This window comes from Streptomyces sp. NPDC097640 (genome assembly GCF_040302705.1).
GTDB lineage: Bacteria > Actinomycetota > Actinomycetes > Streptomycetales > Streptomycetaceae > Streptomyces.
The window spans coordinates 18,474-42,680 of sequence record NZ_JBEOSB010000032.1 but is presented as its reverse complement, the minus strand read 5'-3'; the positions used below and the strand labels follow the sequence as shown (position 1 = coordinate 42,680).

At 73.6% G+C, this 24,207-nt stretch carries 20 protein-coding genes; 11 read left to right on the top strand and 9 right to left on the bottom strand.

The window, feature by feature from the left end:
• Positions 1–181: 181 nt before the first annotated feature.
• Entirely contained in the window at positions 182–1,108 is a 927-nt protein-coding gene (locus ABTY62_RS38015; RefSeq protein WP_352133954.1) for a cyclase family protein, read from the bottom strand.
• Between the two features lie 122 nt (positions 1,109–1,230).
• On the opposite strand from ABTY62_RS38015, the gene ABTY62_RS38010 reads away from it, so the two are divergent.
• From ABTY62_RS38010 to ABTY62_RS37995, 4 genes are all read left to right on the top strand, one after another.
• On the top strand, positions 1,231–2,142 hold the full coding sequence (locus tag ABTY62_RS38010) for an SDR family oxidoreductase (protein ID WP_352133953.1): 912 nt from the start codon (positions 1,231–1,233) through the stop codon (positions 2,140–2,142).
• Between the two features lie 41 nt (positions 2,143–2,183).
• Positions 2,184–3,389 (top strand): acyl-CoA dehydrogenase family protein, encoded by a 1,206-nt coding sequence (locus tag ABTY62_RS38005; RefSeq protein ID WP_352133952.1) that lies wholly within the window; start codon positions 2,184–2,186, stop codon positions 3,387–3,389.
• On the top strand, positions 3,386–4,903 hold the full coding sequence (locus ABTY62_RS38000) for an aldehyde dehydrogenase family protein (protein WP_352133951.1): 1,518 nt from the start codon (positions 3,386–3,388) through the stop codon (positions 4,901–4,903). Before ABTY62_RS38005 ends, ABTY62_RS38000 begins: the two co-directional genes overlap by 4 nt.
• 82 nt (positions 4,904–4,985) lie before the next feature.
• On the top strand, positions 4,986–6,035 hold the full coding sequence (locus ABTY62_RS37995; RefSeq protein ID WP_352133950.1) for a Zn-dependent alcohol dehydrogenase: 1,050 nt from the start codon (positions 4,986–4,988) through the stop codon (positions 6,033–6,035).
• Here the strand turns inward: ABTY62_RS37995 and ABTY62_RS37990 are convergent.
• The gene (locus tag ABTY62_RS37990; protein ID WP_352133949.1) at positions 5,957–7,090 is read right to left on the bottom strand and encodes a GlxA family transcriptional regulator; all 1,134 of its coding nucleotides are present in this window, start codon (positions 7,088–7,090) and stop codon (positions 5,957–5,959) included. The two genes, ABTY62_RS37995 and ABTY62_RS37990, sit on opposite strands and share 79 nt — an antisense overlap.
• A 95-nt stretch (positions 7,091–7,185) precedes the next feature.
• Between ABTY62_RS37990 and ABTY62_RS37985 the strand changes: the two genes are divergently transcribed.
• Positions 7,186–8,505, top strand: coding sequence for an MFS transporter (locus ABTY62_RS37985; protein WP_502997599.1), 1,320 nt, complete (start codon positions 7,186–7,188; stop codon positions 8,503–8,505).
• Between the two features lie 119 nt (positions 8,506–8,624).
• On the opposite strand, the gene ABTY62_RS37980 is transcribed toward ABTY62_RS37985, so the two are convergent.
• From ABTY62_RS37980 to ABTY62_RS37965, 4 genes are all read right to left on the bottom strand, one after another.
• On the bottom strand, positions 8,625–9,281 hold the full coding sequence (locus ABTY62_RS37980; protein ID WP_352134023.1) for a flavin reductase family protein: 657 nt from the start codon (positions 9,279–9,281) through the stop codon (positions 8,625–8,627).
• A gap of 89 nt (positions 9,282–9,370) precedes the next feature.
• Positions 9,371–10,267, bottom strand: coding sequence for an enoyl-CoA hydratase/isomerase family protein (locus ABTY62_RS37975; protein ID WP_352133947.1), 897 nt, complete (start codon positions 10,265–10,267; stop codon positions 9,371–9,373).
• A 64-nt stretch (positions 10,268–10,331) separates the two neighbouring features.
• Entirely contained in the window at positions 10,332–12,563 is a 2,232-nt protein-coding gene (locus ABTY62_RS37970) for an acetate--CoA ligase family protein (protein WP_352133946.1), read from the bottom strand.
• Positions 12,564–12,778: 215 nt separating this feature from the next.
• Positions 12,779–13,933: a flavin-containing monooxygenase gene (locus ABTY62_RS37965; protein WP_352133945.1), complete on the bottom strand. Its 1,155-nt coding sequence runs from the start codon at positions 13,931–13,933 to the stop codon at positions 12,779–12,781.
• Positions 13,934–14,102: 169 nt separating this feature from the next.
• Here ABTY62_RS37965 and ABTY62_RS37960 point away from each other — a divergent pair, with 169 nt between their 5' ends.
• Together ABTY62_RS37960 and ABTY62_RS37955 are read left to right on the top strand one after the other, a co-directional pair.
• Positions 14,103–14,555 carry a DoxX family protein gene (locus tag ABTY62_RS37960; protein WP_311726747.1) on the top strand — a complete coding sequence of 151 codons (453 nt, stop codon included), beginning with the start codon at positions 14,103–14,105 and terminating at the stop codon, positions 14,553–14,555.
• Positions 14,552–15,115, top strand: coding sequence for a Zn-ribbon domain-containing OB-fold protein (locus tag ABTY62_RS37955; protein ID WP_502997598.1), 564 nt, complete (start codon positions 14,552–14,554; stop codon positions 15,113–15,115). Before ABTY62_RS37960 ends, ABTY62_RS37955 begins: the two co-directional genes overlap by 4 nt.
• On the opposite strand, the gene ABTY62_RS37950 is transcribed toward ABTY62_RS37955, so the two are convergent.
• The gene (locus ABTY62_RS37950; RefSeq protein WP_352133943.1) at positions 15,022–15,753 is read right to left on the bottom strand and encodes a pyridoxine/pyridoxamine 5'-phosphate oxidase; all 732 of its coding nucleotides are present in this window, start codon (positions 15,751–15,753) and stop codon (positions 15,022–15,024) included. The two genes, ABTY62_RS37955 and ABTY62_RS37950, sit on opposite strands and share 94 nt — an antisense overlap.
• Before the next feature lie 85 nt (positions 15,754–15,838).
• A complete protein-coding gene (locus ABTY62_RS37945; protein ID WP_352133942.1) occupies positions 15,839–17,020 on the bottom strand; it encodes a thiolase C-terminal domain-containing protein in 1,182 nt (393 codons plus the stop codon).
• A gap of 106 nt (positions 17,021–17,126) precedes the next feature.
• Here ABTY62_RS37945 and ABTY62_RS37940 point away from each other — a divergent pair, with 106 nt between their 5' ends.
• Both ABTY62_RS37940 and ABTY62_RS37935 read left to right on the top strand, forming a co-directional pair.
• A complete protein-coding gene (locus tag ABTY62_RS37940) occupies positions 17,127–18,491 on the top strand; it encodes an acyl-CoA dehydrogenase family protein (RefSeq protein ID WP_352133941.1) in 1,365 nt (454 codons plus the stop codon).
• Positions 18,491–19,009, top strand: a complete 519-nt coding sequence (locus ABTY62_RS37935; RefSeq protein ID WP_311726752.1) for a nitroreductase/quinone reductase family protein — start codon at positions 18,491–18,493, stop codon at positions 19,007–19,009. The genes ABTY62_RS37940 and ABTY62_RS37935 overlap by 1 nt, the downstream gene beginning before the upstream one ends.
• 274 nt (positions 19,010–19,283) lie before the next feature.
• On the opposite strand, the gene ABTY62_RS37930 is transcribed toward ABTY62_RS37935, so the two are convergent.
• Positions 19,284–19,931 carry a TetR family transcriptional regulator gene (locus ABTY62_RS37930; RefSeq protein WP_311726753.1) on the bottom strand — a complete coding sequence of 216 codons (648 nt, stop codon included), beginning with the start codon at positions 19,929–19,931 and terminating at the stop codon, positions 19,284–19,286.
• Between the two features lie 381 nt (positions 19,932–20,312).
• Between ABTY62_RS37930 and ABTY62_RS37925 the strand changes: the two genes are divergently transcribed.
• The gene (locus ABTY62_RS37925; RefSeq protein WP_352133940.1) at positions 20,313–21,239 is read left to right on the top strand and encodes a VOC family protein; all 927 of its coding nucleotides are present in this window, start codon (positions 20,313–20,315) and stop codon (positions 21,237–21,239) included.
• 194 nt (positions 21,240–21,433) lie between these two features.
• A complete protein-coding gene (gene afsK, locus ABTY62_RS37920) occupies positions 21,434–24,112 on the top strand; it encodes a protein serine/threonine kinase AfsK (protein ID WP_352133939.1) in 2,679 nt (892 codons plus the stop codon).
• The last annotated feature ends 95 nt before the right edge of the window (positions 24,113–24,207 follow it).

Genomic DNA, 24,207 nt, shown 5'->3' with positions numbered 1-24,207 from the left:
TTCCCTGTGGGCCGTGTGCTCATGGGGTGGTTCCTTGGCGAGTGCGGGTCGCTGCCCGGCGCGTGACAGGGCATCTGCGCCGGAGCCGGGCGGCGGTGCGCGATGCCGTGCTCGGGGTGCGCATGAGCGCGCCGCCGCCCGACAGACCCGCCCTCGCCTCGCGGGGCCGCGCCTCGCGGGGCTATAGGACCGCCACGGGCGCGACGGGGCTGCCTGCCCCGCCGACGAACGGCTCGGGCATGGCCGACAGCAGAAATGTGTAGCGCCCCTCCTCGGCGCAGGCATCCGACAGCTCCTCCAGATTCCAGTTCTGGCCCTGCTGCATGCCCATTTCGACGAGATCGAGCGCGTGGACCGGCATCCACAGGTTCTCTATCTCCGGGGGGAAGATCTCGAAGGTGAGGGTGTCGTTGGCGACCGCGGCCACGTCCCGGGCGTGGAACCACTCGGGGGCGCGCAGGGACAGGCCGGGTGACGGAAAGGCGTACGCCTCCTTCTCGCCCGCGAGATAGCGCTGGATCTGGCCGGTGCGCACCAGGGCGATATCGCCGGGCCGGACCGTGGTCTTCGCCAACTCCTCCGCGGCCTCCAGGTCCTCGGGGGTGACGGCGTGCCCCTCGGGCAGCCGGTCGAGCCCTCGGGCGCGGGCGACATCGAGGAGCACCCCGCGCGAGACGATGTGGCGCGCCTTCTCGATGCCGCTGAAGGCGGCGCGGCCATGGGCGGTGACGGAGGCGGCGGGGCGGCCGTTGTAGATCCGGCCCGAGTGCGAGACATGGGTCAGTCCGTCCCAGTGGGTGCCCGCCTGTAGGCCCATCGTCACGGCGTCGTCGCTGGTGGCCACGGTGTCCGGGCCGAAGATCTCCAGGTTGACGGCGACCATGGTGTGCAGGGGGTTGACCCGGCCCGGGATCACTCCGGTCTGCACCCCGTCCTGCTGGAGCGGCAGGGCGAGCGGGACGCGGCGGCCGCTGCGTATGTCCGCCGCGGCGCCCCTGACCACCTCGTCGGTGATCAGGTTGAGCGTGCCGATCTCGTCCGCCTCGCCCCAGCGGCCCCAGTTGTTGACGCGCTTGGCGATGTCGTGGAATTCGGGCGGCAGGGCCATGGAACCTCCTCGGTTCGGCTTCCTGGCGGCTTCCCGGCGGGTTTCCGCTCGGGGGCTTGTACTCGCGCCGCGTCTGCTCAAAAATCTAACGGACCGTCAGATACTGCGGGAGGGGACGCGACGTGGGCAACTTCTTGGGCGGCAAGGTGGTCGCCGTCACCGGGGCCGGGCGGGGCATCGGCCGGGCCGTGGCACTGGCCTGCGCGGCCGAGGGAGCCCAGGTCGTCGTCAACGACTACGGGGTGTCGATCGAGGGCGGCGAACCCAGCAGCGAGGTCGCCGAGGCCGCGGTCAAGGAGATCGAGGCGGCGGGCGGAACGGCGGTAGCCGTCGCCGACGACGTCTCGACCATGGCGGGCGGGCAGCGGATCGTGGACACCGCGCTCGAACGCTACGGGCGCATCGACGGCGTGGTGTGCGTCGCCGGGATCCTGCGCGAGCGGATGCTCTTCAACATGACCGAGGAGGAGTGGGACCCGGTCGTCGCCACCCACCTCAAGGGCACCTTCACGCTCTTCCGCGCGGCCTCCGCGGTGATGCGCAAACAGGGCTCCGGGACCCTGATCGGCTTCACCAGCGGCAACCACCAGGGCAGCGTCGCCCAGGCCAACTACGCCTCCGCCAAGGGCGGGATCATCTCCCTGGTGCGCAGCGCCGCGCTCGGCCTCCACAAGTACGGGGTGACCGCCAACTGCGTGGCCCCGGTCGCCCGGACGCGCATGTCCGCCAATGTGCCCATGGAGCTCAAGGAGATCGGCGAGCCGGAGGACGTGGCGGCCCTGGTGGTCTATCTGCTGAGCGACCGGGCCAGGGAAGAGAAGATCACCGGGCAGGTCTACACGATCGCCGGACCCAAGATCGCGGTCTGGGCCCAGCCACGGGAGTTGCGCGCGGGATACGCCGAAGGCGCCTGGACCCCGGAGAAGATCGCCGACTTCCTCCCGGGCACGGTTGGCACCGACCCCATGCCGATGCTCGCGCGGCTCGACGCCATGGCCAAGGCGGCGGCCGCGGGACAACGCCCCAACGCGTGACCCGGCCCCGCGGCGACGCGGGACGGGAGACGGGAGGAGCCGTGGACTTCGCTTTCGGACCGGAGGACGAACGCTTTCGCACCCGGGCCCGCGACTGGCTGGACGAGCACTTCACCGGCGCGCACACCGGTCTCGGCGCACAGCCGCGGCCCGGCGTCGGCCACGGCGGGGAGGGAGCGCACCGCGCCTGGGAGCGGGAGCTCGGGGCCGGCGGCTGGATCGGGCTCGGCTGGGACCGGACCCACGGCACCTACGGCAACCGGCCCGCCACCCTCACCCAGCAGGTCGTCTGGGCCGAGGAGTACGCCCGCGCCGGGGCCCCCGCCCGGCTCGGCCACATCGGCGAGAACCTCCTCGCCCCCACCCTGCTCGCCTACGGCGACGACGCCCAGCGCGCCCGCTTTCTGCCGCCCGTCGCACGCGGCGAGGAGCTGTGGTGCCAGGGCTACAGCGAGCCCGACGCGGGATCGGACCTCGCCGGGGTGCGGACCCGCGCCGTCCGCGACCCGGGCGACGGAACCTATCGCGTCACCGGGCAGAAGATCTGGACCTCCCTCGCCCGCGAAGCCGACTGGTGCTTCGTCCTGGCGCGCACCGAGGAAGGCTCACGGCGCCACCACGGTCTCTCCTTTCTTCTGGTGCCGATGGACCAGCCCGGCCGGGTCGAGGTACGCCCGATCCGGCAGCTGACCGGCGACGCCGAGTTCAACGAGGTCTTCTTCGAGGGCGCGGTGGCGCGCGCCGAACACCTCGTCGGCGGCGCCGGCCAGGGCTGGCGCGTGGCCATGGGACTGCTCGCCCTGGAGCGCGGCGTCTCCACCCTCGCCCAGCAGATCGGCTTCGCCCAGGAGCTCGACCGGGTGGTGCGGATGGGCTTACGCACCTGCGCCGCCGCCGACCCCGTGCTGCGCGACCGTCTCATCGCGCAGTGGGCCGAGCTGAAGACCATGCGCTGGAACGCGCTGCGGACCCTGGGCTCGGCACAGGGCCCCGGCGCGCCCAGCGTCGCCAAGCTGCTGTGGGGCGGCTGGCACCAGCGGCTGGGCGAGCTGGCCGTCCGGGTGCGGGGCGCCGCGGCCGCGCTCGGCCCCGAGCCATGGAGCGCCGAGCGGCCGTATGAACTCGACGACGCACAGCACCTCTTTCTCTTCTCCCGGGCCGACACGATCTACGGCGGCTCGGACGAGATCCAGCGGAACATCATCGCCGAGCGCGTTCTCAACCTCCCTAAGGACTCACGCGGATGAAGACGGACGGGCCGAACACGGACGGGTTGACGACGGACGGGGCGGACGGGCGTGCGGTGTACGGGCACTGGATCGGCGGCGGCTCACGGCGGCCCGGGCAGGGGCACTACCCGGTCATCAACCCCGCCACCGAGCGGACCGTCGGCCATGCACCGGAGGCCGACGCGGCCGACGTCGACGCCGCCGTGAGCGCGGCACGGGACGCCTACGAGGGGTGGGCGCGCACCGCCCCCCGTGAGCGTGCCGCCGTGCTCGACCGCGCCGCCGACCTGATCGCCGAGCACGCCCGGGGCCTGGCCCCGCTCGCCCAGGCGGAGACGGGCGCGACGATGCGCGTCGCCAAGGCGATGCAGGTGCCCCCGGCGGCCGACCGCTTCCGCCGGTATGCGCGGGGCGCCCTCGAACCGGACACGGTCCCGCTCGCGCCCGTGCCCGTGGCCGCCACGCCCCTCGCCCCCGGCGGGCTCATCGGCGCGGCCGCGGTCCGCCGCCCCGTGGGTGTCGTGTGCTGTATCACCTCCTACAACTTCCCTCTCGCCAACCTCGCGGGCAAGGTCGCCCCCGCCCTGGCGATGGGGAATACGGTCGTGGCCAAACCGGCCCCGCAGGATCCTCTGTGCTGTCTGGAACTCGGCCCCTTGCTGAAGGAGGCCGGGCTCCCGGACGGTGTCTTCAATGTCGTCACCGGATCGGGCGCGGCCGCGGGCGAGGCACTCGTGGCTCACCCCGGCGTCGACATGGTCAGCTTCACCGGCTCCACCGCCGTGGGAAAGAAGATCGCCGAGTCCGCAGGCCACTCGATGAAGCGCACCCTGATGGAGCTGGGGGGCAAGGGCGCGGCCATCGTCCTTGGGGACGCCGACGAGTCCGTGATCAAGTCGGCGGTCGGGGCGGTCGGTTCGACCTGGTCTTTCCACAGCGGGCAGATCTGCACGGCGCCGACCCGCGTGCTCGTCCATCGATCGCTGTACGAGCAGGTCGTCGTCGCACTCACACGGTATGCGAGTTCGCTGATCGTCGGGGACCCTGTGGATAACTCCACGATCGTCGGCCCGCTGATCTCCGCGGCCCAGCGCGACCGCGTCGAGGCGTACCTCGCCGGCGCCCGTGACCAGGGCGCCCGGATCGCGGTGGGCGGCGAACGCCCCGCCGTCAAGCCCGGCTTCTACGTCGCCCCGACCCTGATCACCGACGCGACCCCCGACATGACCGTGGCGCAGGAGGAGATCTTCGGCCCGGTCGTCGTCGCCCTCCCCTTCGACGACGAGGACGAGGCGGTCCGCATCGCCAACTCCACCCCGTACGGCCTGTACGACTACGTCTTCAGCGCCGACGCGGGCCGCGCCTGGGCCCTCGCCGCCCGCCTGCGCAGCGGCAACGTCGGCGTCAACACCGCCCAGCGCCACCCCGAGACGCCGTTCGGCGGCTTCAAGCACAGCGGGGTCGGCCGCGACGGCGGCTCGTTCGGCCTGCACGCGTACAGCGAACTCCAGTCGGTGGTCTGGGCCTCGTGAGGAGAGGGACAGACGTGGCACGGAAAAGACGGAAAAGACGGGGAATGCAGGAAATACAGAAAAGGGGAGTGGCGAAGTGGTGATGAGAGGCGTCATCTTCGACGGCACCGAACCGCGGGTGGTCGACGACCTGGAGATCCGGGCGCCCGGCCCCGGCGAGGTGCTGGTCGCCATCGCCGCCGCCGGCCTGTGCCACAGCGATCTGTCGGTCGTCGACGGCACCATCCCCTTCCCCGTCCCGGTCGTGCTCGGCCACGAGGGCGCGGGCACGGTGGCGGCGATCGGTGCCGGGGTCACGCATGTCGCCCCCGGCGACCATGTGGCCCTGTCCACCGTCGCCAACTGTGGGACCTGCGCCGACTGCGGCCGTGGCCGCCCCACCATGTGCCGCAGGGCCATCGGCAGGCCCGACCGGCCGTTCAGCCGCGGCGGGGAGCCGCTGTTCAACTTCGCCTCGAACTCCGCCTTCGCGGAGCGCACCCTGGTCAAGGCGGTGCAGGCCGTCAAGATCCCCGAGGACATCCCGCTCACCTCGGCCGCCCTCATCGGCTGCGGCGTGCTCACCGGCGTCGGCGCCGTGCTCAACCGCGCCCGGGTCGACCGCGGCGAGTCGGTCGTGGTCATCGGCACCGGCGGGATCGGGCTCAATGTGCTTCAGGGCGCCCGGATCGCCGGGGCCGCGCCGATCGTCGCCGTCGACTCCAACCCCGCCAAGGAGCCGCTGGCCAGGCAGTTCGGTGCCACGCACTTCGTGGCCTCGGCGGCCGAGGCCCGGGAGGTCCTGCCGTCCGGCGCCGACCACGCCTTCGAGTGCGTCGGCAGCACCCGGCTCATCCGGGAGGCCGTCGACCTGCTCGACCGGCACGGCCAGGCGGTGCTGCTCGGCGTGCCGCCCTCCGACGCCGAGGCGTCCTTCCTCGTCTCCTCCATGTATCTGGACAAGGCCATCCTGGGCTGCCGCTACGGCTCAGCCCGGCCGCAGCGCGACATCGCCCTGTACGCGGACCTCTACCGCCAGGGCCGGCTGCTGCTGGACGAACTGGTCACGCACACCTACCCCGTCGAGGACTTCCCGAAGGCCGCCGACGACGCGCGGGCGGGCCGGGTGGCCCGGGGCGTGCTCACGTTCTGAGGGACGGCGTCTCGCCGACGCGGGGTGACGACCTCCCACCGCGGGGCGACGGCCTCCTGCCGGAGCCGGTCGCGGGCGCGGAAGGTGCGCCGGTAGGCCGTGGGGGAGACGCCGAGCGCCGCCTGAAGGTGCTGTCGCATCGACGCGGCCGTGCCGAAGCCCGCGTCCCGCGCCACCTGGTCCACCGACAGGTCGGTGTCCTCCAGCAGGTGCCTGGCCCGCTCCACGCGCTGCTGGACGAGCCACTGCCCGGGGCTGATCCCGACCTCCTCACGGAAGCGGCGGGTGAACGTCCGTACGCTCATCGCCTCCCGGTCGGCCAGCTCGCGCAGCGAGATCGGGCGTTCCAGGCGGCCCAGGGCCCAGGCGCGCGCCGCCGTCGTGGTCGCCTGCTGCGGCTCGGGGAGCGGGCGCTCGATGTACTGCGCCTGGCCGCCGTCGCGGTACGGCGGCACCAGGCTGCGCCGCGCGACCTCGTTGGCGACGGCCGCGCCGAAGTCGCGCCGTACGACGTGCAGGCACAGGTCGATGCCCGAGGCGACGCCCGCGGAGGTGAGCACGTCGCCGTCGTCGACGAACAGCACGTCCGGGTCGACCGCGATGGAGGGGAAGAGGGCCTGGAAGTGGGCGACGCTGCGCCAGTGGGTGGTGGCGGGGCGGCCGTCGAGCAGCCCGGCGGCCGCGAGCACATAGCCGCCGGTGCAGATGGACATCCAGCGGACGCCGGGCCGGGCGTGGACCAGCGCGGCGGCGAGCGCCGGCGGAAGCGTGCCCTCCGTATAGGCCTGTCCCAGCTCGTAGCTGCTGGGCACGACGATGGTGTCGGCTTCGGCCAGCGCCTCGGGGCCGCGCTCGACGACGACCCGGAAGTCGGCGTCCGTCGGCACCTCGCCGGGCTCCGGCGTACAGCTGAACACCTCGTAGAGGCGGCGGCCCTCGGCGGAGCGGGCCTTGCCGAAGATCCTGAACGGGATGCCCAGCTCGAAGGGGATCACCCCGGGCAGGACCAGCACGGCGACGCGGTGCGGCCTCGCGGCGTCCATGGTCTCGGGCATACGGGCCTCCAGCGCGCATCTCGATGGCCCGATCCTAACGAATGCTGTCCGTCGGGCCACTCGTAAGGACCGACCGAGGCATTGATGCTGATCCGGTGACACAGACAACCGAACTGCCAGGCACTCCGGGACAGGACGAGCGGCCCGCCGCACCCCGGCGGCGGCCGAGGATCCACCGGGCGTGGTGGGTCGCCGCCGTCACCTTTGTGACGATCATCGGCGCGGCCGGTTTCGCCTCGCTGCCCGGTCTGCTGATCGAGCCCCTGCACGAGGAGTTCGGCTGGTCGCGCGGGCTCATCGGGTTCGCGGTGTCCGTGAATCTCGCCCTCTATGGGCTCACCGCGCCCTTCGCCGCCGCCCTTATGGACCGCTTCGGCATCCGCAAGGTCGTCGCCTGTGCGCTGATGGTGATCGCCACGGGCGCCGTACTCACGGTCTTCATGACCGCCGCCTGGCAGCTCGTCCTGTGCTGGGGCGTCCTGGTGGGGCTCGGCAGCGGCTCCATGGCGCTGGCCTTCGCCGCGACGGTCACCAACCGCTGGTTCGTCCAGCGGCGCGGCCTGGTCACCGGCATTCTCACGGCCGGAGGCGCGTCCGGGCAGCTGGTGTTCCTGCCCGCCCTGTCGTGGATCGTGGAGCACCACCACTGGCGCCCGGCCGCGGTCACGGTGGCGGTCGCCGCGTTCGCCGTGGTGCCCTTGGTCTGGCTGCTGCTGCGCGACCATCCGGCGGATGTGGGCCTGGCCGCGTACGGGGCGGAGGGGCCGCCCGCCCCGAAGCCCGCCCCGCAGCGCGGCGCGGCCCGCCGGGCGGTCACCGCGCTGCTCTCGGCCGCGCGCACCGGCCCGTTCTGGCTGCTGGCCGGGACCTTCGCGATCTGCGGTGCCTCCACCAACGGCCTGGTCAAGACGCACTTCGTGCCCGCCGCGCACGACCACGGCATGCCCGTCACGGCCGCCGCGAGCCTGCTCGCGGTCATCGGGATCTTCGACATCGTGGGCACGGTGGCCTCCGGCTGGTTCACCGACCGGTTCGACGCGCGGCGGCTGCTCGCCGTCTACTACGCGCTGCGCGGGCTGTCGCTGATGTTCCTGCCGATGCTCCTGGCGGACTCCGTGCACCCGCCGATGATCTTCTTCATCGTCTTCTACGGGCTCGACTGGGTCGCGACCGTGCCGCCCACCATCGCGCTGTGCCGCGAGCACTACGGCGAGGACAGCGCGATCGTCTTCGGGTGGGTGCTGGCCTCGCACCAGGTGGGCGCGGGGGTGGTGGCCTTCCTCGGCGGAATGGCGCGGGACACCTTCGGGTCGTACGACGTGGTCTGGTACGGGGCGGGCGCGCTGTGCGCGATGGCCGCGCTGATGGCCCTCGTCATCCGGCGCGAGCGGGAGGAGCTCCCGCTCGCCGCCTAGGCGGCCCTGTCCGGCGGATCTTCCCGAAACGGGGGCTCCGCCCCAGACGCCGGGGTCCGGGGGCGAAGCCCCTGGTTACGGGAAGGGGCGGGGCGGGGAAAGGATCCGCTGGACGCCTCCTAGGCGTCCGGGTCGAGCGGGGCCAGTGAGGCGAACGCGCCGCGGTGGAAGAGGAGGGGGCCGGAACGGGCGGCGGCGTCGTCCGTGCCGAGGGCGCGGACGCGGCCCACGACCACCAGGTGATCGCCACCGGTGTGCACGGCGTGGACCGTGCAGTCGATCCAGGCAGGGACGTCCGCGAGCCGGGGCGAGCCGGTCACCGGGGCCGGCCGGTGCTCGACGCCCGCGAACTTGTCCGGCCGCCGGGAGCCGCTGACCGCGAAGCCGCGGCACAGCTCGCCCTGGCCCGCCCCCAGGATGTTGACGCAGAAGACCCCGGCGCGGGCGATGCGCGGCCAGGTCGTTGAGGTACGCGCGACCATGAAGGCGATCAGCGGCGGGTCGAGGGAGAGGGAAGAGAAGGACTGGCAGGCGAACCCGGCCGGGCCCTCCTCGTCGACCGCCGCGACGACCGTGACGCCGCTCGCGAAGTGGCCCAGGACCCGCCGGAACTCCGCCGGGTCCAGCGGAAGGCGTTCGTCCGCGCGGACGGCGCGCAGTGCGGGGCGTCCGGGGCGGGGCGGCGCCGGGGCGGCCCGCGACAGGGGGGCGTCGGGGCGCGCGGCGGTGGTCGGTGAGCCGACCGAGCGCAGATAGCGGACCGCGGTGGCTGCCATCCCGGCGTGTCCCATCATGATTCCATTGAATCTGATGCGGCGTCAGATGTGAAGCCCCGGGGGGAGCCTTCGGCGCGCTTCGGCGCCCCTCAGCGGCCCCGGTATTCGGGAGCGCGGCGCTCGGCGAAGGCGCGGACGCCTTCCCTCGCGTCCGCCGTTGTCATGTTGATCTCCTGGGCCGCCGCCTCGGCGGCGAACGCGGCCGTACGATCGGCCTCCAGCGAGCCGTTCACCAACTGCTTGGTGAGGGCGATGGCGCGGGTGGGGCCGCCGGCCAGCCGCTCGGCCCACTCGCGGGCGGTCTTGGTCAGATCGCCGTCCGGGACGACCCGGTTGACCAGGCCGATCCGCTCGGCCTCGGCGGCCGACAGCGCGTCACCGAAGAACAGCAGCTCCTTCGCCCGCTGCGGGCCGATGAGGCGGGGGAGGAGATAGGCGCCGCCGCCGTCGGGGACCAGACCGCGGCGCACGAAGACCTCGATGAACCGGGCCGACTCGGCGGCGAGCACCAGGTCGCAGGCGAAGGCGAGATGGGCGCCGAGGCCGGCCGCGGTCCCGTTCACGGCGGCGATGACCGGCTTCTCGCAGTCGAGTACGGCGGTGATCAGCCGCTGCGCCCCGCGCCGGATCAGCCGGGCCACATCGCCGGCGACCCGCTCGTCCCCGCCCGACCTCGACCCCGACCCCGACCCTGGCCCGGACTCCGGCCCGGACCCGGACCCGGCGCCGGTTCCGGTCCCGGCGGCCGGCCGTGGGCCGCCGCGCAGGTCGGCGCCCGCGCAGAAGCCCTTGCCGGTGGCGGTGAGCACGACCGCCCCGATCGCCGGGTCGGCGGAGGCGCCATCGAGCAGCGAGATCAGGCGTTCGCGCTGGTCAGGAGTGATGGCATTCAGTGCGGCCGGGCGGTTCAGAGTGATCCAGACCACGCCGTTGTCAGTGGCGTGCCGTACAACGGATTCAGGTGATTCTTCGGGGGAGGAAGTCATGGGGGAATTCCCTTGCGCTGAGGCAGAGGCAGAGGTCGAGGGCCGGGCGCGTGGGCCGGGGGCCTCAGCGGCACACGGCCAGGGCGTCGAGGGCCACCGCGCCCTGGCCGCGGGGCAGCACCATCAGCGGGTTGACGTCGAGTTCGGCCAGGTCGTCGCCGAGTTCCAGGGCCATGCGCTGGACGCGGAGGACGACCTCGACCAGGGCGTCCACATCGCAGGGGGGCAGGCCGCGCACGCCGTCGAGCAGGGCGTGGCCGCGCAGCTCGGTGAGCATCGCGCGCGCCTGGTCCTCGCCGAAGGGCGGCACACGCACGGCCGTGTCCCGCAGCACCTCGACGAGCACACCGCCGATGCCCACCGTGACGGTCGGCCCGAAGAGGCTGTCGTGGGTGACGCCGACGACCATCTCCACACCGCGCTCGACCATCTGGCAGACCAGCACACCGTCCAGCTCGACGCCTTCGTAGCGGGCGATGTCGGTGAGGTCGCGATAGGTGTCGCGGACCTGGCTCGCGGAGGTGAGCCCGAGCCTGACCAGGCCCAGTTCGGTCTTGTGGGCGAGCTGCGGCGCGGAGGCCTTCATGGCGACCGGATAGCCGACCAGACCGGCGGCGCGCACGGCCGCCGCCGCGCTGGTCACCAGCTGCTCGCGCGGCACCCGGATGCCGTACGCCCGCAGCAGCTGCTTCGCCGCGTGCTCGCTCAGCTGCTCTCCCGGGCGCAGCAGCGCCTGGGCCTTGCGGGCCGAGGGGGAGGGGGTGCGCGGGGCGTCGTCGAAGGGGGAGCGGTAGCCCGCCGTGAAGCGATGGTGCTCCAGATAGGCGCGGACAGCGGTGATGCAGTTGGCGAAGGTCCGGAAGGTGGCGACGCGGGAGGAGCCGAGCAGGGTGGTGCGGTAGGCGGGCTCGGTGCCGACCGGAGAGCCCCACACCACGCACACCAGCTTGTCCGTGTGTTCCGCCGCGTCCACCAGATCCTGCGCCAGCTTGTCGCTCATCGGCGGGAACGGCCCGGTGATCGGGCAGATCAGCACGCCGACGGACGGGTCGGCGAGGATGGCGTCGATGATCTTCCGGCCGCGCCAGTCGCCGACGGGGTGCCCGCCGTTGTCGACGGGGTTGGCGACGCTGAGCTCGCCGGGTATCCACTGGTGGAGTTCGGCCTGCTTCTCCGCGCCGAGTGTGGGCAGCGGGAGCCCGGCGGCCGTCGCGAGGTCGGCGAAGTGGGCGCCGGTGCCCCCGGAGATCGAATAGACCACGACGCCCTCGGCGAGCGGAGGCCGGGCGCGGGCGAGCAGCGCGGCCGTGTCCTGGAGCTCGTCGAGGCCGTCGACCCGGATCACGCCGAACTGCCGCATGGCCGCGTCCACGACCGCGTCCGAGCCGGTGAGCTTGCCGGTGTGGGAGGCGGCCGTGCGGGCCCCGGTCTCGGTCCGGCCGACCTTGACGGCCACGACGGGCACCCCGGCGCGGGCGGCGTGGTCGGCGGCCAGCAGAAAGCTGCGCCCGTCCTTGAGCCCTTCCACATACATCGCGATGGCGCCGACCTCGGGCCGTGAGGCGAAGTAGGAGATGAAGTCGGCGGTCTCCAGGTCGGCCTCGTTGCCGGTGGGCGCCCAGTGGCTGAGCCGGATGCCCAGTTCCTGGAGGGTGAAGACGGGGCGGCCCTGGTGGCCGGACTGGGTGATGAGGGCGATCGCGGGGCCTTCCAGGTCCTCGCGGAACTCCTCGAAGGCGTTGAGGTTGGTGTTGGGGCCCAGCAGGCGCAGCCCGCCGCGCCGCGCGGCGGCGGACAGCCGGGCCTGGGCGGCGGCGCCCTCGGCGCCGGTCTCGGCGAAGCCGGAGGCGAAGGCGACGGCGAACTTGACCTTGGCCGAGGCGAGTTCCTCCATGAGCGGGAGCGGATCGCGGACGAGGAGGACGGCGAGGTCGACCGGTTCGGGCAGGTCGGCCACGGACGGAACGCAGGGCAGGCCGAAGACGGCGGGACGGGAGGGGTGTACGGGGTGCAGCCGGGCGCCGACGCGCTCTGCCCAGGCGATCAGCTGGCGGGTGATGCCGGTGTTGGGGCGGCCCTCGGCGTCGGAGGCGCCGACGACGGCCACCGACTCGGGGCGGAAGAACCGGTCCAGGTCGGGGACGGCGGAGTGCAGCGGGCGGCCGCTGACGTCCACGTCCTCGTCGGCCGCTGTTCTGCCGTGGACATGGACGGTGGGGCCGGGAGGCCGGCCGCAGGCGGCGACGCGGGCGTGACGGGAGTTGGTGGTGAGGGTGCCGTGAGTCGAACCAAGCATCGGTATCCGCCACTCCTGCTCGTTGGCGACAAGCGACAAGCCAGATGAATAGCTGACGTCCAGTCAGATTACTCGGCGGTTCAGATTAACGGAACTGACGCCTAGTCAGGAATGGGGGTGCAGGGACAACACGCAGGGTGACGAGGGTCGCCCGAGGCGCGGTGAGGTGATGGTGCCCGGTGGGTCAGGAGGTCACGCCGGGGAAAGCGGCGATATCACGCCGATGTGCGGTCGATGGCCCTGGCGATTTTGCGCGCGTCGAGGGCGAGTTCGCGGAACATGCCGCTGATCGGGTTCGTATAGCCCGTGAAGTGCAGGCCCGGGGCCGAGGGGGCGGTGCGCGGGCCGTGGGTCAGCGGTCGGCCGCGCTCGTCGAGCACGCCCAGGTGTCCGACGAGGTCGTCCAGGCCGCGTCGGTAGCCGGTCGCCGCGACCACGGTGTCCGGGCCGATCCGGGAGCCGTCGGCCAGTATCACCTTGTCCTCCTCGAAGGACTCGACCGCCGCCACCACCTCCACCTTCCCCGCCTGGACCGCGTCGATGAGACCGACGTCCTGCACCGGGATCGCGCCCTGCCGGACCCGTGTGTAGAGGCCGGTCTCCGGCCATGGCAGCCCCTGCGCGCTCAGGTCGGGCATGGTGAGTCGGCTCATCGTCCGCGCCGCCCGGTCCACCAGCCTGGTCGGCACCCGCCGCACCAGGATGCCGGTGGCCTGCGCGGGCCAGCCCGCCGTGGAGCGGCGCAGGATGTGCGGCACGGTGCGCACCGCCAGCCGCACCCGGGCCGCGCCGCCCTCGACGAGGTCGACCGCGATCTCGGCGCCCGTGTTGCCGATGCCGACGACCAGGACGTCCCGGCCCTGGTACGGGCGGGCGTTGCGGTAGCGGCTCGCATGCAGCAGCTCGCCGGAGAAGGTCTTCCGGCCCGGCCAGTCGGGCACCCGGGGGGTGTGGTTGTAGCCGGTGGCCACGACCACGACGGGCGAGGAGGGCTCGCGCCCGCCGGTGGCCCGCAGCACCCAGCCCTCGCCGTCCCGCGCCCGGTCGATCCGTGAGACCTCCACGCCCGTGACGATCTCCAGCCGGTGGTGCTCGACGTACTGCTCCAGGTAGCGCACCACATCGCCCCGGGCGACCCAGCGCCCGTACGCACGCGGGATCGCGAGCCCGGGGAGGGCGGACAGCCGGCGCGTGGTGTGCAGATGCAGCCGGTCGTAGTGGGCGCGCCAGGAAGCGGCGACCGCGTCCGACTTCTCCAGGATCACCGCGCGGATGCCGCGTTCGCGCAGGGCGGCCGCGACGGCGAGCCCGCCCGGTCCGCCGCCGATCACGTACACGGGTGAGGAGTGCTCGGGGAAGGTGTCGGCCATGAGCGTGAGCGTAGCCATGTAATTGACAGGTTTCCGACAAATTTATTCCGAATCGGTTGCGGATCGATCACGGCCCGCCGCACGACCTCTTGCGCGGCCGTGTCCGTCTCCGCTGAACTGACGTACCGTCAGATACACGCCCCGGCGGGACGGACGGAGAGGGGGAGCGATGCGTACGATCTGGCTCAGCGGGCCCGAATGGCTCGCCGTGCTGCGCATCGGGCTCGGCCTGTGGTGGCTGGAGAGCTGGCGGCACAAGGACAAGAAGGCCTGGTGCGAGCGCGGCACCGGCATCGCCTGGGCGGCCGACATGGCGGCCAAGCACCGCTGGGCGTTCGTACGCGGCGGCTTCGCCGCGGTCGTCGGGCCCCGCCCCAAGCTCATGGCGTATGTCGTCCTCTACGCCGAACTGGCCATCGGCCTCGGCCTGGTCCTGGGCTTCCTTACCCCGATCGCGCTGATCGGCGGCGCCCTGCTGAACCTGCTCTACTTCGTGCTCATGATCCACGACTGGGCCGAGCAGGGGCAGAACTCCATGATGGTGCTCATCTCCCTGGTCGCCCTCCTCGGCATGAGCTGGCAGACCTGGGCGCTGGACGGGACGTGGGGGCTGTTCCTGTGAGCGCGCCCCCCGTGCCCCCCGTGCCCCCCGCGGGCGCGCCCCGCTTCGACCTGCCGGAGATCGACGCCTTCACCCGCCCCTACTGGGACGCGGCCGCGCGGGGGCACCTGCTGATCCGCCGCTGCGCGGACTGCGGGCAAGCCCATCACTACCCGCGCGAGTTCTGCCCCCGGTGCTGGAGCGAGAACGTCATCTGGGAGCGGGCGAGCGGCCGCGCGACCCTCTACACCTGGTCCGTGGTGCACCGCAACGACCTCCCGCCGTTCGGCGCCCGTGTCCCCTATACCGCCGCCGTGGTCGAACTCGCCGAGGGCCCGCGCATGATGACCGAGCTGGTCGGGTGCGCCGGTTCCGAGCTGCGCGTGGACATGGAGCTGTGCGTCGACTTCCGCGCCCCGGACGGGGACGCCTCACCCGAGGGCGCCCCGGCGATCCCCGTCTTCCGCCCCGCCCCCGCCCCCGCGCCTCAGGGCCACAGCAGCTCGCGCAGCCAGCCCCCGCCCTCGTCTCTCCCGCCCTCGTCTCTCCCGCCCTCGTCTCCCCCGGCCGCGCGGCGGTAGCGCAGCCGTACGTGCCGACGGTGCTCCTCCTCCTGGTAGAACTCCACCTCGTCCGCGGTCAGTACATACAGCGTCCAGCTCGGCGCCGTGGCGTCCGGCTCCCGCTCGACCCGCTCCCGCGCCGCCTCGAAGGCCCGCTCCAGCTCGCCGTACGAGCCCAGGACCTCGCTCTGCCGCCCGCCCCCGGCCAGCGCGGCCGTCAGCGCCGCCGGTGAGCGCCCGCGCAGATCCGCCGCGCTCTCCTCGGGGCCGGCCGCCGTGACCCGCCCGCCGATCCGCACCTGCCGACCCAGCGCCGTCCAGTGGAACCCGAGAGCCGCGTACGGGCGGGCGGCCAGCTCCAGGCCCTTGCGGCTGGTGCGATGGGTGCCGAAGTGCCAGCCGTGCGCGTCGGCGTCGTGCAGCATCACCGTGCGCAGGGAGGGGCGGCCGTCCGCGTCGGCGGTGGCCAGCGTCATGGTGTGCGGGCCCGGCACGCCCGCCTCGGCGGCCTCGCGCAGCCACTGCCGGAACAGCGGAAGCGGCTCGTCCGGCGCCGTCGCCGGGTCGAAGGCGGGCAGCTCGCCGCCGTCCCGCACCCGCAGTCCGCGCAGCAGCGCGCGGAATTCCTCGGCGGCCTCGTCGTCGACTCCACCCATCGGGTTCTGTGCCTCCTCGCTCGTTCCCGATGAGCAGGGTGACATGGGAGCGGCGACGACGAGCGCACGGCGCAGCTCGCGCGCCTCAGTCGCGCCCCAGCACCACCGTCCCCGACGAGCAGAACCAACCACCCGTCCCCGATGCCACGGCCAGCTCCGGCAGCCGCCCGTTCGCCTTGCGGACCTGCCGCCCACCCGCCTCGCCGCGCAGCTGCCGCACGGCCTCCACCAGCAGGAACAGCCCGCGCATACCGGGGTGGCAGGCGGAGAGCCCGCCGCCGTCCGTGTTCGTCGGCAGATCGCCCGTAAGCGTCAGCCGCCCCTTGCCCACGAACGCCCCGCCCTCGCCCTTGGCGCAGAAGCCCAGATCCTCCAGGGTCACCAGCGTCATATAGGTGAACGCGTCGTAGAGCTCGGCCACATCGATCTCCGAGGGCCGCACCCCGGCCCGCTCGAAGGCCTGCCGTCCGGAGGCCGCCGCGGGGGAGACGGTGAAGTCGTCCCACTCCGACATCGTGGTGTGCGAGATCGCGGTGCCCGCGCCCAGCACCCACACCGGGGGCTTCGCGGTGTCCCGTACGTACTCCTCGCCCGCCAGCAGTACGGCGCAGCCGCCGTTGGAGCGGATGCAGCAGTGCAGCTTGGTGAAGGGATCGGCGATCATCGGGCCGCTCAGCACCTCGTCCACGGTGATCGGGGTGCGGAACATCGCGTCCGGGTTGTGCGCGGCGTTGGCGCGCGCCTGTACGGCGATGTCCGCGAGCTGTTCGAGGGTCGTGCCGTACTGGTGCATATGGCGGCGCGCGGCCATCGCGTACTTGGCGACCAGCGTGTGCCCGTACGGGACCTCGAACTGGAGCGGTCCGCGCGCCCCGAAGGACAGGTTGGAGGTGCGGCGGCCCGCGCGGATGTCGGCGCGGGCGGTGGAGCCGTAGACGAGGAGGACGGCGCGCGCGTGGCCCGTGGCGATGGCGTCCGCCGCGTGGGCCGCCATGACCTCCCAGGTGGAGCCGCCGACGGACGTCGAGTCGGTCCAGGTGGGGCGCAGGCCCAGGTACTCGGCCACTTCGACGGGTGCCAGCGTGCCGAGGCCGGCCGACGCGAGGCCGTCGACGGCCGACCGGTCGAGGCCGGAGTCGGCGAGGGCGCGGCGGGCGGCCTGGGCGTGGAGGGCGTAGGGGGTCGCGTCGTCGACGCGGCCGCAGTCGGAGAGGGCGACACCGACGACGGCGACCTTGCGGGCGCGCTCGCGCTTCGCTGAGGACATGAATCTGACGGTACATCAGATTCGATGGGGGGTGGGGCACGAGGGCTGGGAAAGTGTTCACCCGGTCCCTAATATGACGGTCCGTCAGTAGCGGAGGTGTGTGCCGATGGACACCGCGTTCACCGAGGAACAGGCCGAGATCCGCCGTACGCTGCGCAGACTGCTGCGGGAGCGGTGCGGCCCCGACGAGGTCAAGGCGGCGGTGCGCACCCCGCCCGGCCACGACGAGTCGCTGTGGCGGCTGCTCGCGCGGCGGCTCGGGCTGCCCGGCCTGGCCCTTCCCCGGGACGTCGGGGGTGTCGGCTGCGGGCCCGCCGAGCTGGCCCTCGCCTGCGAGGAGGCGGGGCGGGCGCTGCTCCCGTCGCCGCTGACGGCCACCGCGGTGCTCGCCGCGCCCCTCGTCGACCGGCTCGGGACGGGCGCGCAGCGCGCCGAACTGCTGCCGCTCATCGCGGACGGCGAGCTCACGGCCGCGCTCGCCGTGCCCGGCGGAGAGCTGACCAGGGCGCTCGGCCTGACGGGCGGGGACGACGGCGAAGGCGGGGGCGGCGGGGACGGCGGAGGCTGGGCGGGCGGGGGGCGCGCGGGGGGCGTCCAGGCGCGGGAATGCGGGGGTGGGGGCGGGGGCCCAGGTGGAGGCGGGGCCTGGCGGCTTTACGGGCAGGTGGACCAGGTCCTCGACGGGCACGGCGCGGGCCTGCTGCTCGTCGCCGCGCGCACGGGCGGCTATACGCGCGGCCGGACGCTGCTGTTCCTCGTCCGGGCCGGGGCGCCCGGACTGGCCCGGACGAGGCTGACCGCACTCGACGAGACGCGGCCGCAGGGCCGGATCGAGCTGCGGGACGTGCCCGCCGAGCGGCTGGGCGCGCAGGGCGCGGACGGCGCGGCCGTGGCGGGTGCCCTGGCGCGGCTGGGCACCACGGCGGCGGCCGCGCTCGCCGCCGAGGCGGTGGGCGCGGCGGACGCCGCGCTGGAGCGGACGGTCGAGTATGTACGGGTGCGGGAGCAGTTCGGCCGGCCGGTCGGGTCCTTCCAGGCGGTCAAACACCGACTGGCGGAGGTGTACGTGAAGGTCGAGACGGCGCGGTCGGCGGCGTATTACGCGGCGTGGGCGGCCGACGGGGTGAACGGGACGGAAGCGGCCGTCGCGAGCGGCCTCGCGCTCGCGACGGCGATGGAGGCGCAGCGCGCGGCCGCGGGCGAGGCGGTGCAGCTGCACGGCGGCACCGGCTTCACCTGGGAACACGACGTGCACCTCTACGTCAAGCGGGCCGCCTCGGACGAGCTGCTCTTCGGGCCGGCGCACCGGCTGCGGGCGCGCGCGGCCGAGCGGGAGGGGCTGTTCGCAGCACCGGACGCGGCGACGGACGCGGCGGCGGACGCGGCGGCGGGCGCGGCGGGCGCGGCGGGCAGGCCGGGCACGGGGGCGGGCGCCGACGGGCGCCGGGCCCGGAAGGCGGTGAGGGCGTGATGGCGGCGGCCACCCGTACGGGCTATGGGGCCCGGCTGGTCCAGAAGGTCTCGTCGGGGCGGGCCTTCGCGAAGGTCGCGCCGCACATCATCCCGGCGCTCGACCGCGCCGTGCACCGGCTGACGCGCGGCAAGGTGCTGCTCAGCGCCCAGATGCTGCCGGGCGTGGTCCTGACGACGACGGGCGCGCGAAGCGGCCTGTCCCGCCGCACCCCGCTGGCCTGCATGCCGGAGGACGGCGGCACCTGGCTTCTGGTCGGCAGCAACTTCGGCCGGCCGGGGCACCCGGCGTGGACCGCGAACCTGCTGGCCCACCCGGACGCCGAGATCAGCTGGAAGGGCCGCGACATCGCGGTGCGGGCGCGGCTGCTGACGGGAGAGGAGCGGGCGGCGGCGTGGGCGGCGGCGCTCCGCTTCTGGCCGCCGTACGCGAAGTATCAGGCGCGGGTGGAGCGCGAGATCCGGCTGTTCCGGGTGGTGGAGCGGGCCCCGGACCGCGATTCGCGCGGCCGGGCCTGACGGCACGCGCGCGACGGGGCGTCGCGCGCCCCCCGAAGAAGCGACGCGCGGGCCGTCCGGAGACGGCCCGCGCGTCGGCGTGGGGCACAGGGGCAGGGTGCCCAGGAGTGGTCGGGGTGCGGTCCGCCGTGGGGGGTGACAGGACGTGCGGGACCGCGGGCCGACCGACCCGCGCTGGTGGACGAGCGGCGTGGGCCCCCAGGGTCGGGGTGGCCCGCAGGGCCGGGGGCCCGGGACGCTCGCGAAGCCGGCGCGTGTGGTGAGTGCTATGTGGCTACTTGGGCGGCTTCCTGCCGGTGATGCCGAGGTGGACCAGCAGCGTCAGGGCCGGCTTGAGCTCGGCCTGTTTGACGCCCCAGCTCTGGAACCCCTTCTGGTGTGCGGCGACCGCGGCCAGCATCGCGACGATCGAGCCCGCGACGGCCGCCGGACTGACGTCCTTCTCGACCCGGCCCTTCGTCTGGAGTTCCTTGACGGCGTCGGTCAGGGAGTTGGTCACGGCGTTGAGGATCTTCATGCGGATCTTGTAGAACCGCTTGTCCCCCTCCGCCGCACCAAGATCGACTACGCGCAGGATGGCGTCATGTTTGCGCCAGAAGGAGAGGAAGCCCTCGACGAGGTCCTCCGCGGCCTGCGCCCCGGACTTCCCGGCCCACGAGCGCTCGGCGACCAGCTCGGTCAGCCCCGCGCCCTCCTTCGCCATCTCCTCCGCGATCTCGAGGACAGCGCCCTCGACATCGGGGAAGTACTGGTAGAACGTCGCGGGCGAGGTGCCGGCCTTGCGGGCGACGTCGATGACCTTGACGTCTCGGTACGGGGATGTGCTGAGCATCTCGCCGAGGCAGTCGAGCAGCTTCTGCCGCGTCGCCTGTCCGCGGCGACCGGCGACCCGCCCGTCGACGGTGCGTACTTGTCCTGTCATGACGTCAGCTTACCGAGGGGTGATCGAAGCGCGATTCGGCTGCGTGCAAATGGGGTCCACACCCGGCTCGGGGTGTCGGGGGCCGCGCTGAGCAGCGATAACGGGCGATCAAGGCCGGATCGGGCGGCCTCTCGCCCGCCGGTCCACGGCTCATCCGTTCGGGTGAATCATATTATCAACAGCCTGTGGATAACTTCGGTGGACAACCGTGCGACGGCGCGGCCCGGGGGATCGGCGAGCGGCCGGAAATAGACCTGAAATGGGCCTCGCGCACCCGCGTATCGAATCGGTCTTTCCCGGCGATGACCCATTAGCGTGGTGAATGGCGCAAAGGGCGTTGTGCGCGGCGAAGAGGGGCATTCGCACGGGAGGATCTGGACCATGGCCGCATTTGCGGAAGGTGTGCCCTGCTGGGTGGACGCGATGCTCCCCGATCTGGCGGCGGGCAAGCGCTTCTACGGGGAGCTGTTCGGCTGGACCTTCGGGGCGGGCGAGCCGCGCTACGGCCACTACACCCAGGCTTTCCACAACGGGCGGAACGTCGCCGCCCTCGTCCCCAAGCCGGACGGCCGGCTGCCGACCGTCTGGAACATCTACTTCGCCGTCCAGGACGCCGCCGCCACCGCCGCGCGCATCCGCGCCGCGGGCGGCCGGCTGATCTCCGAGCCCACGCGGATCGGGGACTTCGGCGTCATGGTGACGGCCGTGGACCCCGGGGGCGCGGTCTTCGGCCTCTGGCAGGCGGGCAGCCACCCCGGCTTCGAGGAGCACGGCGCGCCCGGTTCGTACGGCTGGACGGAGCTGCGCACCCGGGACCCGGAGCGCGTGGACGCTTTCTACCGGGCGGTTTTCGGGTACGGGACGGTGCGGCTGGGGAAAGGATCCGTCGGGCGGTCGGACGGGCGGTCGGACGGGCGGTCGGGTGAGGGGCCGGGCGAGGGGCCGGGCGAGGCATCGGGTGAGGAGTCGGAAGGGCGGGCGGGTGGGGCGGATGTGGTGCTCTGGGTGGATCGCGGGGTGCCCGCCGAGCCCGGGCGCGCGATCGGCGCCCCTGCCGCGATCGGCGTCCGTGCCGCGATGGGGGACAGGTTTCCGGCCGAAATGCCCGCGCACTTCCTTACCTGCTTCGTGGTCGCGGACTGTGACGAAGCGGCACGGGCGGCGCCTGAGCTCGGCGGGCGTCTGCTCAATGGCCCCGAAGCTACGCCGTACGGGCGTTTCGCGGTTCTTGCGGACAATCAGGGCGCGCTCTTCGCCGTTGTCGACCCTTCGGCGGCGGGCGCTTTGCCTGCGGAAAGCGGAGCGTAGCGAGGCGGGCGCCCGGCTTTCGGCAAGATGGGGGGCGACCGGGTGCCGCTTGGTGACACGACGAAATCGCCCCCGGGTTCGCAACCGCCGCCTTCGCCAGAGAGAATGCAGGTTGCGTGCCGCCGGTTGGTTTGTCGGTGAGACGTTGCAGCGGGGCGGTATTTTTTGAAGCCCCACGGGGAGGTGGCAGGCAAGTGGTGGAGCAGCTGACGCAGCACGATCCGAGGCGAATCGGCCCGTTCGAGGTGCTCGGCCGGCTCGGCGCGGGCGGCATGGGGCTGGTCTATCTGGCCCGCTCGGCGTCCGGCCGGCGGGTCGCGATCAAGACGGTGCGCACCGAGCTCGCCGAGGACCAGCTGTTCCGTGTCCGCTTCACCCGTGAGGTGGAGGCGGCGCGCGCGGTCAGCGGCTTCTACACGGCGGCCGTCGTGGACGCCGATCCGCGTGCTCCGGTGCCGTGGCTGGCCACCGCGTATGTACCGGCTCCCTCCCTCGAGGAGATAGTCAATGAGTGCGGGCCGATGCCGGCCCAGGCGGTGCGCTGGCTGGCGGCCGGGGTCGCCGAGGCGCTTCAGTCCATCCACGGCGCGGGCCTGGTCCACCGGGATCTGAAGCCGTCGAATGTGCTGGTCGTCGAGGACGGCCCGCGAGTGATCGACTTCGGTATCGCGTCGGGCGTCTCGAACACCCGGCTGACGATGACCAACGTGGCGGTGGGCACCCCGGCCTATATGTCGCCCGAGCAGGCGCGGGACTCGCGCAGTGTGACGGGCGCGAGCGACATCTTCTCGCTCGGCTCGACGCTGACCTTCGCGGCGACCGGACATGCCCCGTTCCACGGCGCGAACCCGGTCGAGACCGTGTTCATGCTGTTGCGGGAGGGCCCGGACCTGACCGGCCTGCCGGACGAGCTGCGGCCGCTCATCGAGTCCTGCATGCAGATGGACCCCGAGCGCAGGCCCACCCCGGCCGATTTGCAGTCGCAGCTGGCCCCCCATCTCTTCGCGTCCAACGCCGAGGACAGCGGTACGGCCTCGGCCTGGCTGCCCGGCGGCGCGGTGGCGCTGATCGAGCGCAAGCGCAACGGGCGGAACCAGATCGCGCGCGGCGCGCGGGGCTCGGACGGCCGCCACGGCGGCGACGGCGCGAGCGGTGGGGGCCCGGGCCGGTCGCCGCTGCCCCCCGAGCGCCCGGCGCCCGGGCCGGGACCGGGGCCGGGGCGTGGCCGGCACAGCGCGCCCGCCGGCGCCTCCGGCTGGGAGCCGGTGGCCACCGGCGACCCGCGCGGCGGCCTGCGCACCGACCCGTCGTCCCAGCCGGGCCCGCTGAGCGCCATCGGCCCCGGCCGGCACGCCGCGGCCGGGCCGCCCGCCGCCCAGGGACCTGCCGGGGCTGCCGGAGCCACGGGCCCCACCGGGCTCGCCGGTCCCGCCCCGGCCGCCGGCCCGACGGGCCCCGGGGCGCCCGCCGGAGCCGACGGGTCGGTCCGGCTGCCCGGCGCCAAGGTGCCCATCGGCCCCGGCCCCCGGGTCACCGACGGGCGCGGCGTACCGCCGCAGCACGAGACGGGGCCCGCCACCGGCTGGGTGCGGCCGCCCAGCGGCCTGCCCGGCGGGGCGAACGGACCCGACGGCGGCCTCGCGACGGGCGCCGTACCGCCGCCCTCGTCGCCGTCCACCTCGGCCCCCTCCCCGGACGCCTCCGAGCCCCCGGGCGGGGGCGGCGCGCCCGGCCGCTGGCGCCCCTGGCGGTTCCGGATGTCCAACGACGTATGGGGCACCCCGGCGGTCGCGGGCAATCTGCTGTACGTGACCTCCTTCGAGGTGCACGCGCTGGACGTGGCCACGGGGCGGCGGCAGTTCAAGACGCGCGACGTGGCCTGGGCCATGGCCGTCTCGAACGGCCGGATCCACGCCTCCGACGGCCCCACGCTGTACGCGCTGGACGCGGAGGACGGCGCCGAGCGGTGGCGGCTGTCCATGGACGGCTGGGTCTACTGCCTCAAGGTCGACCGCGGCACGGTGGTGACCGGCACGCGCGGCGGCGGCGTCCAGGCCTGGGAGGCCGCGAACGGCGAGCTGCTGTGGGAGATGCAGGGCGCCCAGACCGACTTCGAGACCCCCGAGTCCGGGCCGGTCGTCCACGACGGCACGGTCTTCGTCTGGGCCGACGCGCGGCTGCGCGCCCTGGAGGCGCGCACGGGCGTGGAGCGCTGGTCGTACCCGGTCGGTGACGCGGCGTCCTGCGGCGGGGTCCCGGTCCGGCTGCTGCCGGCCCCCGACGGGGTCGTGTACGTGGCGGCGGGCACGCGTGTGCTGGCGATCGACATCGCGCGCGGGGAGGTGCGGTGGCGCTTCGAGGCGCCCGCCGTCTTCCTGTGCGCCCCCGCGTACGCGCCGGGGCCCGCGGTGACGGGCGGCGGCGTGTACATCGCCGACTACCTCGGCACGGTCTACGCCCTGGACGCGGCCAACGGCCGCGACCGCTGGCGGATCGCGACCGAGGCGCGCCAGTCGATCGAGCCGGTGCTGGTGGCCGACGGGTCGGTGCATCTGGGCAGCGGCAGCGCGCTGTACACGCTGGACGCGGTCACGGGCACGCCGAAGTGGCGCTTCGCTGCGGGCGGCGAGGTCATCGGCTCCCCGGTGGTCGCGGACGGCCGGGTCCACTTCGGCTCGGCCGACCACTGCCTCTACACGGTGGACGCGGCGGGCGGCCAGCTGCGGTGGAAGCTCGCGACGGGTGGCGAGATCACCGGCTCCCCGGTGGCCGCGGGCGGCGTGGTGTACGCGTGCAGCAAGGACCGTTGCGTCTACGCGCTGGACGCGGTCAAGGGCACCGGCCAGTCGCGGACTTCGGGCCGTCAGGGCTAGCCTCCGGCCGGGGCGGGCACGGCGGGAACCGGCGCGGGGGTTAGCGCCGTGTACCTGACAGTGCCTGCTACGGTGGCGGGCGCTGCCCGGACCCG

Excerpts from the sequence above, each read along its gene's own strand:
- ABTY62_RS38015 (WP_352133954.1), bottom strand. The coding sequence starts at position 1,108 with ATGGCCCTGCCGCCCGAATTCCACGACATCGCCAAGCGCGTCAACAAC.
- ABTY62_RS38000 (WP_352133951.1), top strand. The coding sequence starts at position 3,386 with ATGAAGACGGACGGGCCGAACACGGACGGGTTGACGACGGACGGGGCG.
- ABTY62_RS37995 (WP_352133950.1), top strand. The coding sequence starts at position 4,986 with ATGAGAGGCGTCATCTTCGACGGCACCGAACCGCGGGTGGTCGACGAC.
- ABTY62_RS37990 (WP_352133949.1), bottom strand. The coding sequence starts at position 7,090 with ATGCCCGAGACCATGGACGCCGCGAGGCCGCACCGCGTCGCCGTGCTG.
- ABTY62_RS37980 (WP_352134023.1), bottom strand. The coding sequence starts at position 9,281 with ATGGCAGCCACCGCGGTCCGCTATCTGCGCTCGGTCGGCTCACCGACC.
- ABTY62_RS37975 (WP_352133947.1), bottom strand. The coding sequence starts at position 10,267 with ATGACTTCCTCCCCCGAAGAATCACCTGAATCCGTTGTACGGCACGCC.
- ABTY62_RS37970 (WP_352133946.1), bottom strand. The coding sequence starts at position 12,563 with ATGCTTGGTTCGACTCACGGCACCCTCACCACCAACTCCCGTCACGCC.
- ABTY62_RS37965 (WP_352133945.1), bottom strand. The coding sequence starts at position 13,933 with ATGGCCGACACCTTCCCCGAGCACTCCTCACCCGTGTACGTGATCGGC.
- ABTY62_RS37960 (WP_311726747.1), top strand. The coding sequence starts at position 14,103 with ATGCGTACGATCTGGCTCAGCGGGCCCGAATGGCTCGCCGTGCTGCGC.
- ABTY62_RS37950 (WP_352133943.1), bottom strand. The coding sequence starts at position 15,753 with ATGGGTGGAGTCGACGACGAGGCCGCCGAGGAATTCCGCGCGCTGCTG.
- ABTY62_RS37945 (WP_352133942.1), bottom strand. The coding sequence starts at position 17,020 with ATGTCCTCAGCGAAGCGCGAGCGCGCCCGCAAGGTCGCCGTCGTCGGT.
- ABTY62_RS37940 (WP_352133941.1), top strand. The coding sequence starts at position 17,127 with ATGGACACCGCGTTCACCGAGGAACAGGCCGAGATCCGCCGTACGCTG.
- ABTY62_RS37935 (WP_311726752.1), top strand. The coding sequence starts at position 18,491 with ATGGCGGCGGCCACCCGTACGGGCTATGGGGCCCGGCTGGTCCAGAAG.
- ABTY62_RS37930 (WP_311726753.1), bottom strand. The coding sequence starts at position 19,931 with ATGACAGGACAAGTACGCACCGTCGACGGGCGGGTCGCCGGTCGCCGC.
- ABTY62_RS37925 (WP_352133940.1), top strand. The coding sequence starts at position 20,313 with ATGGCCGCATTTGCGGAAGGTGTGCCCTGCTGGGTGGACGCGATGCTC.